Raw genomic sequence first — 19,900 nt, 5'->3', positions numbered from 1 at the left:
TATCTTATGCCAGAGGGCATTTTTCATCCAACATATTCAATTATTTTCAATTGTGATTAAATATTATTTATTTTATTATTAATATTATTCAATTTTATTTTTATATTTGTAAAAAATTAAAGAATAATATTATGTTACCATGTAATTGTCCGGCATGCCAAAACCAACTGAAAGTAAAAAGCCTGAAATGCGAGAACTGTGGCACCGAAGTCCATGGCCTCTATGATCTCCCTGTATTGGCACAAATGTCTGTTGAAGAACAAGACTTTATCCTCAAGTTTGTAAAGAGTAGCGGAAGCCTGAAAGATATGGCAAAGCAACTGGGCTTAAGCTATCCTACTGTACGTAATTTATTAGATGATATAATTAAAAAACTTAATAGCTATGAAAAATAAATCAACTCTCGTAACATGGTTATTCAGACCATTTACCTATATTGCAGGAAGTAAGGCTTTAGTATCTGGCATCATTGTTCTTGCTATATTGTCAGTTGCGGGTTATTTGAGCAATATCCATTTTGATGGTATAATTGACATCCATCTCGGAAACCCAGAAGCGTCGACTCCTTATATAATCCATGCATTTTACCAGTTGTCCACCTGGTTTATCCTTACCATTGTATTTTATATTACAGCACGCATAGCATCAAAATCAGAAACACGCCTGATTGATATTGCCGGAACAATGGCTCTTTCTCAGATCCCCCTCATATTTGCAGCATTGGCCGGTTTTATGCCTTTTCTCCACTTTTCTATGGGAGACATGAATACTATGACAATGGCTGCAATAATGGAAAACCTCAAAGAAAATATAATACCGTTAACTGTTGGTACAATCATATTTATGGTATTTACTATCTGGTCGGTTATCTTAAAATACAATGCTTACTCTGTATCGGCAAACCTAAAAGGAGCAGTTGCCTGGATTTCTTTCGGGTTAGCCCTGTTCGTAAGTGAAATTATTTCTAAAATAGCTATTTATCTGATTGTACCACTAATAAAATAAACCAATGAAAAAGATAGCATCCATAATCATTTGTCTGTTTCTATCGGCATCGATTTTCGCTCAATTTATTATTTCAGAAGAACCCGTTGTTCTAAAAACATCGTCAGGAGATATTCACGGTACTTTAAAAATTCCTTTCTCAAATAGTAAGCCAATCCCAATCGTATTAATCATTGCAGGGTCTGGCCCCACAGACAGGGATGGAAATAATCCGCAGATGAAAAATAATTCGTTGAAGATGTTATCCGATGGACTGTTTTACTATAATATAGCATCGCTTAGCTTCGATAAACGAGGAATAGGTGAAAGTCAGGACGCAATGAAAAAAGAATCTGATCTGCGTTTCGAAGATTATATAGACGATGTGCGTGGCTGGATTGATATTTTATCAAAAGACGGGCGTTTTTCTGAAATCATCATTGCAGGGCACAGCGAAGGCTCATTAATAGGAATGGTAGCCGCACAGGACAATCCTAAAGTTAATAAGTATGTTTCTATTGCCGGATCCGGTATCAAAGCCGCCGATATACTCAAAGAACAACTGGAAGACCGCTTAAAAGACCAGCCCGCGATAAAAGAGACGATGTTTTCATATATCGACAGGATTGAAAAAGGCGAGACGATAGATAATGTTCCAGCAGCTCTTAATTCATTATTTCGTCCCAGTGTACAGCCATATATGATCTCATGGTTTAAATATAACCCGCAAACAGAAATCAGCAAGCTTACAATCCCCATATTGATCATCCAAGGGGCTATGGATGTGCAGGTTCCTGTAGAACATGCCGAATTGCTGACAAAAGCTAATCCAAAAGCGAAAGAGGTTATTATCGAGAAGATGAACCACGTTCTGAAAGATTGCGAACAAAAAGACCTGCAATCACAATTGTATACGTATACCGATAGTACTGTCCTAATCAACAACCAATTAGTAAAATATATATCCGATTTTACTTTAGATAAATAATTGATATTCAGCAATAAATTATTAAAAGGTGACAAAAGTTACACTTTTGCAGTAATTTTTCTGCAAGTGTAACTTTTTTATTTTAACTAAAACCTGACAAATATTACAAGTTTTTCCACATTTCAAAGATCACTTCCTAACACCTCACTAAAGACTATCCATTCATGTCTATAGATAAATAATTGAGAAATTAATTTATTAATGCGAATCAGTAGTTAGATTTAATCGTTCTATTTTTTTACTACGCGCAATCGAAGATTGCTTGTGTTCCTTTTGCCCAAAGCCGCAAAAGGAACCAAAAACGCTTTTGCGCCCAGCTTAGCCGTACGACCCGTTACGGGCTCCGATGGCTAAACAGGCTGAACTCGCCTGTGGCTCAAACAGCACCCCGTTTTACGCCATCTTCTTCCGACGGGTGCCCCGTACGCTCAGCTAATGGCGCTGGCTGACGCACGATAAGGCAGACTAGAAAAAGCCCTTGTCAGCGCATTGCGACTCCGGCATCATGTCCGCAGCAGGGGCACTCACCCTGCGAAAGCGGCGTGAAACTAAATACTGTCTGAGCCGCAGACGAGTTTATTTAGTTTAGCCGCTGAGCAGATGGTGGGTCTGTGAGGAATGCAGCCTTGATCTTTTGTAACTTTTGTATCAAGACAAAAGTTGAGAGAACAAGCCGGCTGGCGCGTTAGTAAAATTGAACGATTATTTATTACAATCATAATTCGACTACAGATTGGTATTATCAACTATTTATCCATTATTTTTATCTTATTTCTCCCATAACCCGATAATTCTTTTAAATTTGCATTTATCTATACAAAATTTGCATTACTATGAAAAAGGCATTGACCATTATCTTTTTACTCATTATTACCTTTCTGACATCCAATGCACAGGGAAATCACAGAACAATTACCGGAACGGTCATAGATAAAAATACAGAAGAACCACTTATAGGTGTCAGCATTCTGGTCAAAGGAACAACTACAGGTACTATTACAGACCTTGATGGAAATTTTTCCTTAAATATCAGTTCCGAACACAAAACACTGGTAGTAGCATATATCGGTTATAAGCAACAGGAAATAGATATAACCTCTCAGTCGCGTTATCAGGTAAAAATGGAAGAAGACGTCCAGCTTCTCGAAGAAGTGGTTGTGGTGGCCTACGGCATACAAAGAAAACAATCATTGACAGGCTCTCTCATGGGAATTTCCGCCTCTTCGGCGAAAGAAAAAGAGGGCAAAAAGAAATCAACAACATGGAAACGGTCAGGAATGAAAGATAATTCCATTCGTTTACAAGTAGGTGAAAACGATTTCCTTCCACTGGAAGCGGCTCAAATGGCAGTACAAATAGATGGTTTCAGAGTGAGGGTATTGATGGATTGTTTTTTCTATAATGATAAAGGCAATGGGCTGGAAGGTGCCTTTAAACTAAAACTTCCAACTGATGCCACCCCGTATTTCTTTGCCTTCGGCGAAACCGAATATATAAATGAAAATGATGATGATAAAAATACTTCAAAAAAGATTCCATACCAAAAATATGAGTCTGATAATTTCAATCTTACCTATCAGGGAATAAAGGATCAGGAGGGGCGCCAGTGGAACAGGGTGAAAGAAGCCCGTATCGTATCGAAGCAAAAAGCTGCAAAAGCATACGAACAAACAGTTTCGGCAAATATAGACCCGGCACTGATGGAGTGGGGTGGAGCCGATATGTTTAGTTGCCGTGTATATCCTTTGTCAAATAACACACTTCACCGTATTGTGATCGGATACGACCTGAATATGACCGAAGCCCTTGACTTCAGGGAATATATAATGTCATTGCCCAAAACCGGAACAGAACTGAAAATGGACATTGTAATTCACAATTCACCACTACTACAGGCAAGTATTACACCACAGGTAACGCCGGTAAAATCGGAAAACGGCAAAGACTTCTATTCATTCACCAATCCTAAGGAAAATGAATATATAGTAAGATATGACGAAGTAGAACCTGTTATGTTGGTACAGGAAACCGGATACGATGAGGAGATAGATATTCCGTACTTTGCTGCAAATTACAGGGTAGAATTGCCGGAAACATTGCAGGAAAACCTGCCTGCCGACGCCGTTTTCTTGCTGGATGTATCGATCAGTTCAAATCCGGACAAATTTAATGTGTGGTTAAAACTGATTGAAGAAATACTGGATAAAAACAAAGATATAATCAAGCGCTTTGCTGTATTGACATTCAATATAGACCAGCAATGGTATGGCCGTCATTTCCAGAAAAACAATTACCATAATATGTCCCGTTTTCTGGAATATGCCAATACGCTTGCTCTCGAAGGAGCCACCGATCTGTCATCGGCACTGAAAGAGGCATCCAATCCATCGTGGATTAAGGAAGGCAAGAATACACCCAAACATATCTTTCTGATGAGTGATGCTGACTATAACTGGGGCGAAACCAATATGCATACATTTAAGAACCTGCTTCATCCCGGAGATCAGATACATACATATAAAACAGGACTTTCGGGAACAAATTCAAGTATGTTGAACTATCTCAGCAAAATATCGGGAGGATTTGCTTTTACTGTTACAGGGGAAGAAGAAGCCACATTAACAGCCAGATCTTTCAGATACAAACCCTGGAATATTGAAAATATTACAGTAGACGGCGTTGAAGATTTTCTGATCTCGGGACAACCTACTCAATTGTACAACGGTCAGAAACTAATATTTTCAGGCCGTGACATACCTTCGGGCAATATCCATATAGATGTAAACAATGGTTCAGAAAGACGAACTATCACTTATACCGCAAAAGAAATAATCAAATCCGCATTAGTTTCACGAATTTACGGACAAATAGCATCCTCTTATCTAGAGAGTTACGGGTTCCACTCAGAAGATGCGGCAATTAACTATTCCACGTATTACAAAGTACCGGGACAATACACATCTTTCCTCATGTTGGAAAGCGAACGGGATTACGACAGATGGGGAATTGACGATAGTGATGCCGAAAGCTTTGTGGAAGACAATACTGTTAATTCGATTGTGAAGGCCATAGAAGAATCGGGCTCAGCGTTAGCATTAGGTTATGGCAAATCTGATTTTCAGAGATGGCTGAAACATTTGTCTGATGATAGTGATGCACGACTGGATATGACTGACGAATTCGATAAATATATAGAGGGACTGCCCGAAGAAATATTTTCGATAAAACTGAAGGAGAGACGTTTTGGTGTACAACTAGCAGAACAGCAAACCGATGAAGAAATAGAAATGCTGGCTGATGATGACCTACGTTTCGATAACCTGTTTAAACTGGCAAAAAAGAGAAGTTCTTCTTATGGAAAGCCCAATGCATTGAAACTCTTAAGCTCGGTGGTAGAACGGAATGCTGCCGATGTAAAAGCAATACGCGATGTGGCAATGACTGCTATAGACTGGGATATGGGTGATCATGCTTACTACATGATGAGACGTATAATAGACTGGCGCGAAGGCGAAGCGCTGGCTTATATGACAGCCGCCGAGGCCTTAGCCAATGCCGGATATATAGATATGGCTCTTGTGTATTACTATATCTGCCTGCAAAGCGACTGGGACAGTGATTATGGAGATATAGAAACGATCGTCGCGCTAAAGGCTAATAAATATCTCAATCAATTATCCGATTCTGCTATATACACTATAACCGCTCATACAAAAGAGTTTATGACCTATATGAAAGATGAAGTAGTAAAGGACATACTGGCCAACGACAACCTGGAAGAAATCGATGAAGCCGATATCGTTGTTATAGTGAGCTGGAATATAGATAATACAGATATAGATCTCCACATATTAGAACCTACCGGAGAAAAGTGTTATTATGGAAACAGTAATACTAAAATAGGAGGACAGCTGACCAAAGACGTAACGAGTGGTTATGGTCCTGAAATGTATGTCCTTGAAAAAGCACCGCAGGGAGAATATTCCATATTACTTGACTATTACGCCGACAGCGGAACGCAAACAGCGACTAAAGCGAAAGCATATATTGAGATCTACAGAAACTGGGGGCGCAAAAATGAGAAAGTTACCAAGAAAGTAATCCCTCTCAGAAGCGGTAATTGGAACGATTATGATGAAGACGAAGATAAACGGAATACCGTCATGAAATTTAAAATTAAATAGATGAAACCCTTTTAAAGAATAAGTAAATAATGCGAATTTTCAGGCAAAATCAGACATAGTTAATGGCAAATGCAGAATAATAACCTGTTTATAACCCTAAGTTAATCTTAGAAATAATCTGTATTGTTTTTATTTGTAGCATAAACACATTATAAAAAAATATAACCTATGAATCTGAACATCAAGAAACTCTTATTCTTCTTTTTTATCCTGTCTAATTGTCTGCATACGTATGCCGGCGAAATAGAAATAAAGATTTCTAAAAAATATTTGAATATTCCCGTTTCCCATAAAGTGGACAGAGCACGCATGTCTATCAGTGTTGATGGTAAAAAGGAACGGTCTTTTGTTATCCGCCTGGCTCCGGACGAAGCAGAGTATTGGGTGTTTTGCGATGTGTCGGCATACATCGGCAAGACAATAAAGATCAGTTATGAAGGTAATAATACGGGATTAAGCAAAATTTACCAGGACGATAAAATAGAAGGACAGGAAAATATATACAAGGAAGAAAACCGCCCACAATATCACTTTACAACAAAGCGAGGCTGGATCAACGATCCGAACGGATTGGTTTACCTTGATGGGGAATACCATTTGTATTATCAATACAATCCATATGAACGCGATTGGGAAAATATGCATTGGGGGCATGCCGTAAGCAAAGACCTCATACATTGGGAAGAATTACCTGTAGCCCTCTATCCTGATGAGCATGGCACCATGTTTTCGGGTTCAGCAGTCATCGATTACGATAATACGGCCGGATTCAATAAAGGAAATACTCCGGCGATGGTGGTTATTTACACAGCCGAAAATGGTGACAGACAGACACAATGTGTTGCCTACAGCCTCGACAAAGGGCGTACATTCATCAAATATGATAAAAATCCGGTGATAGATTCCAAAGAAATATGGAACAGCAGGGATACACGTGACCCAAAAGTATTCTGGTACAAACCAGGGAATAATTGGGTAATGGTGCTAAACGAACGCGACGGACATTCTATATACACCTCTGACAATCTGAAAGACTGGAAATACGAGAGTCATATAACCGGATTCTGGGAATGTCCCGAATTATTCGAACTGCCTGTCGATGGAAATAAAAACAATAAAAAATGGGTAATGTATGGTGCTACCGGCACATATATGATCGGTTCTTTCGATGGAAAGGTCTTTACACCCGAAGCGGGAAAATATTTTTATACGCGTGGAAGCATATATGCCGCACAGACTTACACAAATATACCTGACAGCGATGGCAGACGTATACAGATAGGATGGGGGCGTATCTCTCACCCGGGAATGCCTTTCAACGGAATGATGATGTTGCCTACCGAATTATCATTACGCACAACTAAAGAGGAGGTAAGGTTATTTAATAATCCGGTGCAAGAAACCGAAAGATTGTTCACTCCTGCCGGTAAATGGACTTCGCTTTCGTCCGACGAAGCGAATGACAAGCTCAAAGAATATAACGATGCTGACGTTTTAAGGATAAGAACGACGATCAAACTATCACATGCCACAAGTGCCGGTCTCAGGCTTTTCGGACAGCGTATTATCGACTACGACATGAATGCAAACACAATTAATGGTGTCTTCTATTCACCTCAGGATATGACAAGCATGGAACTAACAGCAGACATCTTTATTGACCGGACTTCTATTGAAGTATTTATTGACGGCGGTGTCTACTCTTATTCAATGGAACGAAAAGCCCATAATGACAACAAAGAAGGTTTCCGTTTCAGGGGTAATAGAATAGAGGTTAAAAACCTTGAAGTATTTTCAGTTAAATCTATCTGGCAATAAAACAATTATGAATATAACATATAAAGATATTAAGGAATTTAGTCCGGAAGAATTACGGGACTTATTTCTGTCCGTCGACTGGTCATCGGGACATTATCCTAATAAGCTTGTGGTAGCAATGAAAAATTCGTCAACTGTTTTCACAGCTTGGGACGGTGATAAACTTGTTGGTTTGATCAATGCTTTGGATGATGGTATAATGACGGCATATATCCACTATTTACTTATAAATCCGGAATACCATAAAATGGGTATTGGTAAAGAACTGGTAAACATGATCAAAGCCCGATATGAAGAATATCTGCGTATTGTGCTCATCGCATATGAAAAAGAAACAGCCTTTTATGAGCATTGCGGCTTTGAAGCAGGAGAAGATAAAGTGCCAATGTTTATCACATCACTCTGGACATGATGAATAAAGGTAGAAAAAATACGATCCGCTATTAGGCTTTTAGGGCACATATTATACGAAGTTTGCTGGAAATGCATAAAGAAGGCTTAAAGTTATTACACTTTTAGCCTTTTTTGATAGTGGAAAAACGGATTATGATGTAAATTTGGCAAAGGAAATAAATAAATATGAAATCCTGGGTATGGACGTTGCTGCCCTGAAAAAACAGGGTTTAAATACAGTTCGGAAAAGATAAAGTGTAAATTGGTTTATGGATTACGAAAAAAATAAATATTATACACAAAAAACTAATACCGGTTTTTGGGTAATTGCTATATTAACAATGGTATTATGTGGTTACCTGGCCTATGAACATGCTATGGGATTTGCCGATTCAGGATTCAAAGCCGTAGATAGTTATGTATACGGATTAAATGATAGAGTAATAGAAGGACGTATGTCATCCAGTTCATCAGCTATTTTTAATCTTATATTTGCCGTCTTGTATTTCATTCTTCTGATCGTAACAGTAATATGCACTTTTGCAAAGAATATTAAAATATTGATGGTATCGTTCGTTTCATCATTGTTGCTTACTATATTAGTATTCTTTATTACAGAAATTATTACTTATTCTTAAATCGATTTGGAATACCGGTTTTCTCTTGTACCCAAAAGCCTGTCGAATGAGGCGGCAACATTGCGTACAAAAGGAGTCGCATCGGGCAGGATGGAAAGTGTATCTTCATTGAATTCTATAATGTCATCCTTTTCAAACTCTGTTAATGTATTAGTATTATAATTAACAGCAGATTTAATTCTCCCGACGGTCAAATGGAGCTCGTCGGCAATTTCCTTCCAGTGTATCGTATAATTACACATCAATTCTGAAATCACCGTGCGGGTAATCTGCTCATTTTCATTCAATATATATCCTTTACCTACAGGCAGTTCCCCTTTTTCCAGCATAAATATATATGTATCCAGATCCTTGGTATTCTGGCTATATGCTGTTGAAAGTTGACTGATGCCGGTAACTCCGAATGCATAAACCTGTCCGGTAGTGCGGCGGGTGCAATATCCCTGAAAATTACGATGTAGTTTTTTTGTAATCAGTACTTTATATAATTCATCACCGGGTAGAACGAAATGATCGAGACCAATAGTTTTATATCCTGCACTGGTAAGCAGTTGCCTTGCAGTCGTATATTGATTGTTCTTGGTCTCCACGTCGGGAAGCCCTGCCGATTCAAGTTTTTTCTGCAATTCATTTACCCAGGGTACATGCGCATAAGAGAAAGTTACAATGCGGTCAGGTTTTAAATCTATTGCTTTTTCTATAGTTGCGGCAAATGATTCGGAAGTTTGCAAAGGAAGGCCATATATAAAATCCATATTCAAAGACAGGCCTTTATCCCGTACGATCTTAACCGCTTCTTCGATAGGTAATCGCGGAGTCTTACGATTAACGACTTTCAATACATCCCGATTAAAGTCCTGTATTCCCATACTAATCCGGTTGAATCCGGCATCTGTGAGTTCCTTCCAGTATTGTTCGTCCATATAGCCGGGATGGCATTCTATCGCTATTTCGGGATTATCTATACAGTCGAATTCAGATAAAAGTATCTGGTTGATCTCTTTCAGTACAGATACTGGCTGCGAGGTGGGAGTACCACCTCCATAATGTATCTGTGAAATTTTCCGGTTGTGGTCGAGTAGGGGAAGCACCATCTTTATCTCTTTCTTCAATGCTTCTATATACTTATTGGTAACGGCATCGCTCCTGAAAGACTGTGAATTACATCCGCAATAATAGCATAACTGATAACAAAAGGGAATATGTATATAAAATGAAATATGTTCCGGATGCTGATTATTTGATTCAGCAACAGCATCCCAGTATGAATCGGATGTAAACGAATCATTAAAAAAATTGGCAGGAGGATAACTCGTATACCGGGGCACAGGTATGCTGTACTTATTCAGTAATTCTTGTTTCATCGTATTCTTCTTTTGGAGCTTTCAACTTAAATGCAAATAATATAAAAAGTAACGATACAGCGGCAATACAGGCCTCTACCATAAACAGGCCCTTGTAAGTAACCATAGCCGCAATTTTACCTGAACTCACACCGATTATAATACCACTAAGATGGGTTATAACTGTCTGTATCGTGAAATCTGTACCTTCATATCCGGGACGCACACAGTCCATAGCCGTAGTATATACTACAATCACAGACATTCCATAGCTGGCCCACAACAAGGATATACCAAGATGCAGGGTAGCTATATTTACAGGTATAATATTGATCAACAGACAAAAGTAAATAGTAGTGATCAGAGTACAGACTGCAAATAAGATTCTCGAAGTATGCCTGCCCAGTTTCCTTACTACAAATCCACCGCCGAACGATGCCAGACAGCCTATCGATGTACCCACAATCCCCGACATAATGCCTATATCCCTCATACTATAGCCATAATCTACAAGCATGGGCTTAAGCATGGCCAGTACACCTATCAATCCGGCATAATAAAAGAACAGGAATATAACCTGTTTCCAGATACCCTTTTGCTTAAAGAATCCAGAGAAGTCGTTCAATGTTGGTTTTGCCTGCAATTTTGGTTTGACGATACCATCTTTATTATCTGTTTTAAAGAATATAAGAGGTATCACGGCAATTATTACAAACAGGGCAAGATAGGGTAGAAGGCTTCCCCAACCCATTTTATTGTAAAGCAAGAGTAACAGTCCGCTACCAATCATAGTCCCGGCAAAACCTCCCATCGACTGCATACTGTTCACCAGGCTTTTATCCTTTTTACTAAAAGATATAACGGCCAGTGCATCAGTCGCAATATCCTGTGTGGCAGATGCAATAAATGCCACAACGACCAATCCGATAATAAGATGCGGAGTGACACTTAGATCGAGAAACGCGATGGAAAATATTATGCAGGCGTAGATCAGTTCGGAAGAAAATATCCAGGTTTTAAAATCACTTAACTTATGCGTATTGCGATCGACAACAGGTGACCACAGGAATTTAAGTATCCATGGTAGTTTCAGCAACTGTAGCAGACCTATTGTCTCGAGTGAGAAATTCTGTTGACGCATGATCACGGGAATTACCGTTGAAAAAAAGCTCATTGGTATCTTCTGTGCTATATACAAGCAAAAGAATGTAAATAATCTCCCACCTTTTTGAAAGTCAGCCATAGTCAGAATTTAAGGTTCATATTGACACCACAGGTAAAAGGACGCCCTTTTTGTACTAAATGTTTTGTCCCGTTTGTCATCGAAAAATAGTAAGAAATATAACTGGTGTTGCCAATGTTTTTCGTCCATAAGTCAATCGAAAAATTCTTCCTGGCAAATGACACCTTTCCGTTTACAAGACTGTAAAATGGCTGTACAACATCATTTTCGTCATTCCAATAAATTTTGCCGACGCCTGTATATCCGGCATTGAATATAATATCTTCGAACCAGAAGTTTTTAAGTGTTAGCGTGTAGTTTCCTGATAAATTGAGTGTATGACGGGGAACCATTATCAGGTAATTTCTGTCGTAAACCAAATCACCGCTTTTGTAGTCTTTATATTTAGCATTGGTATATCCGTAAGACAATTGAAAGTTAAGGTTCTTCATCGGATTCACCTGCATTGCCAGTTCCAGCCCTTTACTAGATGACTTACCTGCATTTCGTATCTTATAGCCTGTAGAAGCCTCTTTTGGTTGGAATATCTGCTGATCGCGCCAGTCAATATAGAATAAAGAGAGATCGAGGGATAGCAGGTTGTTGAAAAAAACAGATTTAGCACCTGTCTCGTATGACCAGCTATGCTCGGGCTCGAAAGTCCAGTCTTCTTTTGGCTCTTTTGGATATGCTGTACTGTTAAATCCTCCGGTTTTGTATCCTCTGCTTACAGAAAGGTAAGCAATACCTTCTTTTCCGAAAAAATATTGCAGAGATACTTTAGGGCTTATTTGTGAGAACGATATATCATCTATATAAGGATCTTCATCAGACGTTGAACTAGAGCTAAGGCTCTCGTATGTTAGTTTGGTTTTTTCCCAGTCGAAACGAATACCAATAGTCGCAGATAGCCCTTTTACAAATAAATCGTTTAACGTGGACTGATGGTAGGCAGCAAAACCACCTGTAGGATTTTTCACATTTTGTATTGCATATCCACCTGTTGTGCGAATATCTGTATAATTTGTCTGGAAATAATTCTGGTAAAATCCGAAGAGTCCGAATTGCCATTCATATCGACTGTCTTTTATAGACTTGATATTGAACTCCTGTGAATACATTTGCTGGCGGTGATAAAAATCCACATAATAATTATCCAGAGGAGAAAAATCCTGATCTAATCCCTGTTTCCCGTCAAAAAACTGAAAAGAAGTTTGCGAGCCCAGTTTAAAATTGTCTGTCACATATTCAATGTTTAGTCCATTGGTAGACATGTTGCGGCGGTAAAAGCTTGGCGAATTATAATCTATATTTTCCATCTTTCTGCTCTCCTTATCATAAAGCCTGTAAGGATAACCATCCTGGTCAGAATATTCATATGCAAGAATCAAATGTGCGGTCAGCCGTGGTTGTATGCGCCAGCTAAGCTTTCCTCTAAGCGATACGGCATCAATAGGGTCAGCTTTTTTATTAGTAGACACGTTTTTAAAAAAGCCGCCCGAGTGTATATAATTAGCCGAAAAAGAATATCCCAGTTTGTTATCTATATTACCATAATGCGACAAGCCTCCTTGATAATTATTGTGATTTCCTGCCGAAAGACTAAGATTCGTTCCTTTATACTTGAACGGTGACTTGGTATATACATTAATTATCCCACCCATTGTATTTCGTCCATAGATTGTGCCTTGTGGCCCTCTCAGGACTTCAATACGATCTACATCATTTATATTGAAATCGAAAGTTGACCTGTCAAAATATGGCACACCATCAACATATAATCCGACTGAAGGGGCATCCTTTGCCGCACCGATACCTCTGATAAAAACAGGAGAGGTCATTTTCGATCCGTAATCGGGCATATACAGATTGGGGATAAGCCCTGTGATATCTTTTATATTAAGTATATTGCTTTCTTTTATTTCCCGTGCAGACAATAATGTTGCAGAGACTGGCTGTATATACAGTTTATTGTTTTGCTTAAAAGATTCGACAACGACTTCATTAGCTGTATATCTCATTATAACAGAGTCGCTTTCATGGGGAACATCATCAGCATGTACCTTAAATATAATGACAGATAGAAATAAGATTAGCAAACGAACTTTGTTACGATACATATATGATTATTATAGTTTTTAGTTGCCATGCAAAATTAAAGAAAGCCATGTTTGAAATCAATCACTAGATGTAGTGATATTTCGTTTACACAAAGGACTTTTCATTAATTTTTAACTAAAATACGAAGAAGAAAAAAAATATTTTGTAACATAGATTACAGTTTATATCTAAAAATTTTATGCATTAAAAAAAGTGCAGGAAATATATGATAATAGAGTATCTTTGAGGTCGCAGACCTTTTTATAGTTTCTATTTGTCATGCTGACGACAGGAAGCATCTCGTTTCCATGAGATTTTTGGCTCCGCCGATTTTCAATTTACTCCGTTCAAAATGACAAAGATGGTATTTGCATTATTTTGTTACTAAATTTCAAATCATTAAATACTATTTATTGCTTAAAATTTAATATGGATAAATATATATATGACTGTATAATTATAGGAGCAGGAATCAGCGGAATTTCATTTGCCCATTACCTTACATCCATCGATCAGAATATATTGATATTGGAAAAAGACGGCAGGGCAGGAGGGCAGATTCATTCCTTGTCATCCAATCAGGATGAACAATACTGGCGGGAACTAGGCTCACATACCTGCTACAACTCATACACCAGTTTCTTGTCAATATTAAAAGATATAAAAGCAGAAGATAAAGTTCAGCTATTAAATAAGGTAAGTTATGTGCTTTATGATAACAAAATAAAAAGTATTTCCTCAGGAATATCTATACTATCCTGCATTTTAAGTATACCGAAAATACTCTTTGCCAATAAAGATAAATCAAGCAAAACCGTAAAGGAGTATTTTTGTCCTATTTTCGGTAGTAAAAATTATAATAAATTGTTTACCAATGCATTCCGTGCTGTAATTTGCCAACCTGCTGACGATTACCCTGCCGAAATATTCCTGAAACACAGAAAAGACAGATACAAAGAATTTCCCAGGAAATATTCACTGAAAAACGGTTTATCTTCATTTATAAAAACTGTAATTGAAAAAAACAAACTAAATGTAAAAACAAATTCGGAAGTTATCTCCATTTCCATTGAGAAACAGGATTCTTTGTATATTATAGAAACGAAAAACGGCGAAATATACCAAACTAAAAATATAGCATTGGCATGTAATCCTCAAACAGACTCAAAATTGCTAATCAATATAGAATCAGACTTAAGTAATCTTTTGGGGTCGATTCCATCATTTAGTTCCGAATCATTGAACGTAATAATCCTGAAGGAAAAGCTGAAGATAAAACCCGTAGCCGGAATCATTTCATTATCTGACGAATTTATGTCTGCCGTGTCACGTGATACAGTAGATGATGACAGATACCGCAGTTTTACCTTTCATTTTGAGAAGGGAAAGAAAACAGATGATGAAAAATCAGAGCTTATTTGTAAGGTTTTAGAAATCAATAGACAAGACATTGTTGAACAATCGATTACAGAGCACTTGTTGCCATCAGTCCGGATGCAACATCTCCATATAGATAAGCAAATATCAGATGCCCGGCAAAACAATTCGATCTATATATTGGGAAATTATTTCTATGGACTTTCTATCGAAGACTGTATAAACAGGTCGAAAGATGAATTTGAACAGTATAAGGCTCATAATCAGAACAATATATAAAAAGAAAACCACCTGAAAATTCAAGTGGTTTTCTTTTGAGCCTCTTGTCGGATTCGAACCAACGACCCCGAGATTACAAATCACGTGCTCTGGCCAACTGAGCTAAAGAGGCAAGTGGGCAAGCTTACTATATCGCGCCGCTACGACCGACTGCCCTTGCTGCGATCAAGCCCTGGGGGATTAATCAGGAGCTGGCCGTATAGGACTTACCCGCGACAAAAGTAGATAAATTTTTCTTATTCACAAAATGTGTATTCGATTTTTTCCTTTGCTTTCCTTTTATTACATTTGTATGGAAGTCTTTTGTAGAAAAGAATAGACTAACTATCAAAGCGTTATAAAACAGAAGTGTTTCAATAAAAAATAATATAAAAAGAATAAATAATATGACAGTAGTAGACAGATTTCTGAAATATGTGAAATTTGATACCGAATCGAGTACCGAAACAGGTGTAACGCCTAGTACTCCCGGACAAATGGTTTTAGCTAAAGAACTGGAGAAAGAGCTTCGGGAAATGGGATTGGAAGATATCTCTTTAGACGATAAAGGCTATATAATGGCAACACTTCCTGCCAATACCGATAAAAAAGTTCCGGCTATCGGTTTTGTCGCACATATGGATACAAGCCCCGATCTGACCGGAAATAACGTAAATCCACGTATAGTAAAAAACTATGATGGGAAGGATATTCCATTAAATAATGAATTTACATTATCTCCAGGTGATTTTCCCGAAATGCTGGATTATATAGGACAAGACCTTATTGTAACCGATGGAAATACGTTACTGGGAGCTGATGATAAAGCCGGTATCGCCGAAATACTGACTGCTATACAATACTTGAAAGATCATCCGGAAATCAAGCATGGAAAAATTCGTATAGGATTCACTCCTGACGAAGAGATAGGGGCAGGTGCCGATTATTTCGATGTTGAAAAATTCGGATGTGAATGGGCTTACACCATGGACGGTGGCCCGATTGGTGAACTGGAATACGAAAACTTCAATGCCGCCGGGGTAAAAATCAATATACAGGGTAGGAGTGTACATCCCGGATATGCTAAAGATAAGATGGTGAATGCATTGGTGGTAGCGAATAAACTGATTTCGCTGCTTCCCGCTAACGAAAGGCCTGAACATACTGCACATTATGAAGGTTTCTTCCATCTGACAAATGTATCGGGCACAACAGATGCAGCTACAGTCGGCTATATTATTCGCGACCATAATCGTGAATTGTTTGAAAACCGGAAAAAGTTAATGAAAGAAACAATCGATTATATAAACCAGCTCTATCCGAATTCAACTGTTGTAGAAATAAAAGACCAATATTATAATATGCGCGAAAAGGTAGAACCTGTGATGCATGTTGTCGATCTGGCTTTCGAGGCTATGACGATGGCCGGTGTGACTCCTATAGTAAAACCGATCAGAGGAGGAACAGACGGAGCTCGTTTGTCATTTATGGGACTGCCTTGTCCTAATATCTTTGCGGGAGGACATAATTTCCATGGACGTTACGAATTCGTACCGATTCAATCGATGGAAAAGGCTGTTCAGGTGATTGTAAAGATTGCGGAACTGGCAGCGAATAAGTAATTAAATTAGTTGAGTCTATAAAAAACAGATCACATGCCTGCATTTTTTTCAGAATACTTTATCTATAGAATTTTAGAAACTTATGAATAAAGTGATGAAGTATATAGAAAATAAGAAAGTGTGTAATGGTTGTCTGTTTTTAATTAATAGATCAGTAGCAATTAAAAATTAAAATATGCGTCAACTTTGTCAACTTTTGGAGAAACCTGATTGCATTATAATACCTAAAATATAATTTATAAACATGAAAAAAACACCATTTACAGACATTCACATCGCTCTTGGAGCAAAGATGCATGAATTTGCCGGCTATAATATGCCTATCGAGTATTCGGGTATCATAGACGAGCATCTTACAGTTTGCAATGCCGTAGGAGTATTCGATGTATCGCACATGGGCGAAATATGGGTAAAAGGCCCCCGTGCACAAGCGTTTCTTCAACGCATGATGAGCAATGATGTAGCCTCGTTAGAGACAGGTAAAGCCCAATATTCAGCTATTATAAACGATCAGGGTGGAATAGTAGATGATATAATCGTTTACCATTACGAACCCGAAAAATACATGCTTGTTGTAAATGCATCTAATGTGGAAAAAGACTGGAAATGGTTTGTAGACCATAATCAGGAAAATGCAGAGCTGGAAAATGCTTCCGACAATATAGCACAATTGGCTATCCAGGGGCCAAAAGCATTGGAAACATTGCAAAAGCTTACCAAAGTAGATCTGACAAAAGTTCCATATTACACCTTTGTTATCGGTAGTATAGAAGGATCGGGACTTGATAATGTGATTATTTCAAATACCGGTTATACCGGAGCAGGAGGTTTTGAGATATATTTCTATCCTCAATATGGTGTTGATATATGGAATGCTATATTTGAGGCAGGAAAAGAATTCGGGATCAAACCGATAGGGCTTGGTGCCCGTGATACACTGCGCCTTGAAATGGGTTTCTGTCTTTATGGCAACGATCTGGACGATACTACAACCCCGATAGAAGCCGGATTAGGCTGGATCACCAAATTTACTGAAGAAAGGAATTTTACAGCACGCCCAATTCTTGAAAAACAGAAAAAAGAAGGGGTAACCCGTAAGCTTTGCGGATTCCATATGTTGGAAAAAGGTATTCCACGCCATGGTTATGAAATAGTGAATGACAAAGAAGAGAAAATAGGAGTTGTTACATCCGGAACAATGTCGCCGACTACAAAAATCGGAGTAGGACTTGCATATCTGAAACCAGAGTATGCTCCGATGGGTACAGCTATTTACATAAAAGTAAGAGATAAGATGCTGAAAGCTGAAGTGGTAAAACCGCCTTTCAGAAAGCTATAAAAATAAAAAGGACCCGGTATTATCGGGTCCTTTCTTCTTCATTATAAAAATGATAGTTATTTCTTATCAGCTTTTTTATCCGAGCAGCATGATTTTTTAGCTCCATCTTTAGTACAATCTTTCTTGTCTGTTGTGGCTTTTTTATCTGAACAGCAAGCTTTCTTTTCTCCGTCTTTTTTGCACTCGGTTTTAGCTTTGCAGCATTCCTTTTGTGTAGTTTTTCCATCCTGAGCCATTACTCCGGCCGAAGCTATTAAGGCTACACACATAACAGCTGACATTATTAGTTTTTTCATACCTGATTTTATTCGCTTAGTTTGTTATACAAATTTGTTATGCTACAAATATAATTGGCTATTTAGTTAAAATATATTTAACGGAAGTTAAATATTAGATTATTACATTTATTAATATTCAAAATGACCGAATTCACTTTCTATTATCAATTCTGATTTATCGGATTTCTCTACGAAACCAACAATCTGCGCATCAATATTAAATGATTTGGATATATCGATAACCTCCTGAGCATTCTCTTTGGGTAAATATATTTCCATACGATGTCCCATATTGAATACCTTGTACATTTCCTTCCAGTCTGTAGCCGATTGCTCCTGTATCAGTTTAAACAGAGGAGGAACAGGGAACATATTATTTTTCGTAATTTTCACATTTTCAACAAAATGCAATACTTTAGTCTGCGCGCCACCAGAGCAATGAACCATTCCGTGAATTACGGGACGTAACTTTTCAAGAATCTGCTTAATTACAGGCGCATAAGTGCGGGTAGGGGAGAGTACCAGTTTCCCGGCATCGATGCCAAGATTTTCTATCTTGTCCGTTAATTCCATTTTACCGGAGTAAACCAGATTAGAAGGAATAGACGAATCATAACTTTCAGGGTATTTTACTGCCAGATAATTAGCAAATACATCATGGCGAGCCGAAGTCAGGCCATTACTTCCCATACCACCGTTATATTCTTTCTCATAGCTGGCCTGCCCCGAAGAAGAAAGCCCTACAATCAGATCTCCGTCTTGTATATTATCGTTCGATATCACATCCGACCGCTTCATACGGCAGGTGACTGTACTATCTACAATAATTGTACGAACAAGGTCGCCAACATCGGCAGTTTCTCCGCCTGTAGGATAAATATTCACTCCTAATGAAGATAATTCTTCGCACAGATCATTGGTACCGTTTATTATAGCGGAAATCACTTCTCCTGGGATAAGCATCTTATTCCTGCCGATAGTAGAAGAAAGCAGGATATTATCCGTTGCTCCTACACACAACAGATCATCAATATTCATTATAAGTGCATCTTGCGCTATACCTTTCCATACAGAGATGTCACCGGTTTCTTTCCAATACATATATGCAAGTGACGATTTTGTACCTGCTCCATCAGCATGCATTATATTGCAATATTCGGGATCATTACCCAATATATCAGGAATTATCTTACAAAAAGCCTTAGGAAAGATGCCTTTATCAATGTTTTTTATAGCATTGTGTACATCTTCTTTCGAAGCTGAAACACCTCTCTGGTTATAACGTTGGTCACTCATTTTTCGATGATTTGTATTTGGTGTACAAAGTTAATAAAATCAATATGATTTGAAAATCTA

Annotated in this window: 15 protein-coding genes and 1 tRNA gene; 10 read left to right on the top strand and 6 right to left on the bottom strand. The window is 38.1% G+C overall.

Annotated features, from left to right (window positions below; genetic code table 11):
* Nucleotides 1-131: 131 nt before the first annotated feature.
* The 7 genes from GGR21_RS05375 to GGR21_RS05345 all read left to right on the top strand — a co-directional run bounded on the left by GGR21_RS05375 (nt 132) and on the right by GGR21_RS05345 (nt 9,005).
* A complete protein-coding gene (locus GGR21_RS05375) occupies nt 132-395 on the top strand; it encodes a DUF2089 family protein (RefSeq protein ID WP_183306159.1) in 264 nt (87 codons plus the stop codon).
* On the top strand, nt 385-1,005 hold the full coding sequence (locus tag GGR21_RS05370; protein WP_183306158.1) for a YIP1 family protein: 621 nt from the start codon (nt 385-387) through the stop codon (nt 1,003-1,005). Before GGR21_RS05375 ends, GGR21_RS05370 begins: the two co-directional genes overlap by 11 nt.
* A gap of 4 nt (nt 1,006-1,009) precedes the next feature.
* Complete coding sequence (locus GGR21_RS05365; protein WP_183306157.1) at nt 1,010-1,972, top strand: alpha/beta hydrolase; 963 nt, start codon at nt 1,010-1,012, stop codon at nt 1,970-1,972.
* Between the two features lie 833 nt (nt 1,973-2,805).
* A complete protein-coding gene (locus tag GGR21_RS05360; RefSeq protein ID WP_183306156.1) occupies nt 2,806-6,156 on the top strand; it encodes a carboxypeptidase-like regulatory domain-containing protein in 3,351 nt (1,116 codons plus the stop codon).
* 168 nt (nt 6,157-6,324) lie between these two features.
* Nucleotides 6,325-7,974 (top strand): DUF4980 domain-containing protein, encoded by a 1,650-nt coding sequence (locus GGR21_RS05355; protein ID WP_183306155.1) that lies wholly within the window; start codon nt 6,325-6,327, stop codon nt 7,972-7,974.
* 7 nt (nt 7,975-7,981) lie between these two features.
* Entirely contained in the window at nt 7,982-8,386 is a 405-nt protein-coding gene (locus GGR21_RS05350; protein WP_183306154.1) for a GNAT family N-acetyltransferase, read from the top strand.
* 250 nt (nt 8,387-8,636) lie between these two features.
* Nucleotides 8,637-9,005 carry a hypothetical protein gene (locus tag GGR21_RS05345; protein ID WP_183306153.1) on the top strand — a complete coding sequence of 123 codons (369 nt, stop codon included), beginning with the start codon at nt 8,637-8,639 and terminating at the stop codon, nt 9,003-9,005.
* Here the strand turns inward: GGR21_RS05345 and hemN are convergent.
* The 3 genes from hemN to GGR21_RS05330 are packed head-to-tail and all read right to left on the bottom strand — an operon-like array spanning nt 9,002 to nt 13,690.
* Nucleotides 9,002-10,369 carry an oxygen-independent coproporphyrinogen III oxidase gene (gene hemN, locus GGR21_RS05340; RefSeq protein ID WP_183306152.1) on the bottom strand — a complete coding sequence of 456 codons (1,368 nt, stop codon included), beginning with the start codon at nt 10,367-10,369 and terminating at the stop codon, nt 9,002-9,004. The two genes, GGR21_RS05345 and hemN, sit on opposite strands and share 4 nt — an antisense overlap.
* The gene (locus GGR21_RS05335) at nt 10,347-11,591 is read right to left on the bottom strand and encodes an MFS transporter (protein WP_183306151.1); all 1,245 of its coding nucleotides are present in this window, start codon (nt 11,589-11,591) and stop codon (nt 10,347-10,349) included. The genes hemN and GGR21_RS05335 overlap by 23 nt, the downstream gene beginning before the upstream one ends.
* A gap of 2 nt (nt 11,592-11,593) precedes the next feature.
* Complete coding sequence (locus GGR21_RS05330; protein ID WP_183306150.1) at nt 11,594-13,690, bottom strand: TonB-dependent receptor; 2,097 nt, start codon at nt 13,688-13,690, stop codon at nt 11,594-11,596.
* A gap of 409 nt (nt 13,691-14,099) precedes the next feature.
* On the opposite strand from GGR21_RS05330, the gene GGR21_RS05325 reads away from it, so the two are divergent.
* Complete coding sequence (locus tag GGR21_RS05325; RefSeq protein WP_183306149.1) at nt 14,100-15,326, top strand: FAD-dependent oxidoreductase; 1,227 nt, start codon at nt 14,100-14,102, stop codon at nt 15,324-15,326.
* Nucleotides 15,327-15,364: 38 nt separating this feature from the next.
* Here GGR21_RS05325 and GGR21_RS05320 read toward each other — a convergent pair.
* Nucleotides 15,365-15,438 (bottom strand) — tRNA-Thr (locus tag GGR21_RS05320).
* 274 nt (nt 15,439-15,712) lie between these two features.
* Here GGR21_RS05320 and pepT point away from each other — a divergent pair.
* Together pepT and gcvT are read left to right on the top strand one after the other, a co-directional pair.
* Nucleotides 15,713-16,927: a peptidase T gene (gene pepT, locus GGR21_RS05315; protein ID WP_183306148.1), complete on the top strand. Its 1,215-nt coding sequence runs from the start codon at nt 15,713-15,715 to the stop codon at nt 16,925-16,927.
* Nucleotides 16,928-17,171: 244 nt separating this feature from the next.
* Nucleotides 17,172-18,266: a glycine cleavage system aminomethyltransferase GcvT gene (gcvT, locus tag GGR21_RS05310; RefSeq protein ID WP_183306147.1), complete on the top strand. Its 1,095-nt coding sequence runs from the start codon at nt 17,172-17,174 to the stop codon at nt 18,264-18,266.
* A gap of 56 nt (nt 18,267-18,322) precedes the next feature.
* Here gcvT and GGR21_RS05305 read toward each other — a convergent pair whose 3' ends face one another.
* Nucleotides 18,323-18,562 (bottom strand): hypothetical protein, encoded by a 240-nt coding sequence (locus GGR21_RS05305; protein WP_183306146.1) that lies wholly within the window; start codon nt 18,560-18,562, stop codon nt 18,323-18,325.
* A 111-nt stretch (nt 18,563-18,673) separates the two neighbouring features.
* On the bottom strand, nt 18,674-19,840 hold the full coding sequence (locus GGR21_RS05300) for an AIR synthase related protein (RefSeq protein WP_183306145.1): 1,167 nt from the start codon (nt 19,838-19,840) through the stop codon (nt 18,674-18,676).
* Between the last annotated feature and the right edge of the window lie 60 nt (nt 19,841-19,900).

Source organism: Dysgonomonas hofstadii (assembly GCF_014196915.1).
GTDB classification, from domain to species: domain Bacteria; phylum Bacteroidota; class Bacteroidia; order Bacteroidales; family Dysgonomonadaceae; genus Dysgonomonas; species Dysgonomonas hofstadii.
Note: the sequence above shows the minus strand (reverse complement) of the source record. Positions and strands in the feature narration are given on the sequence as shown.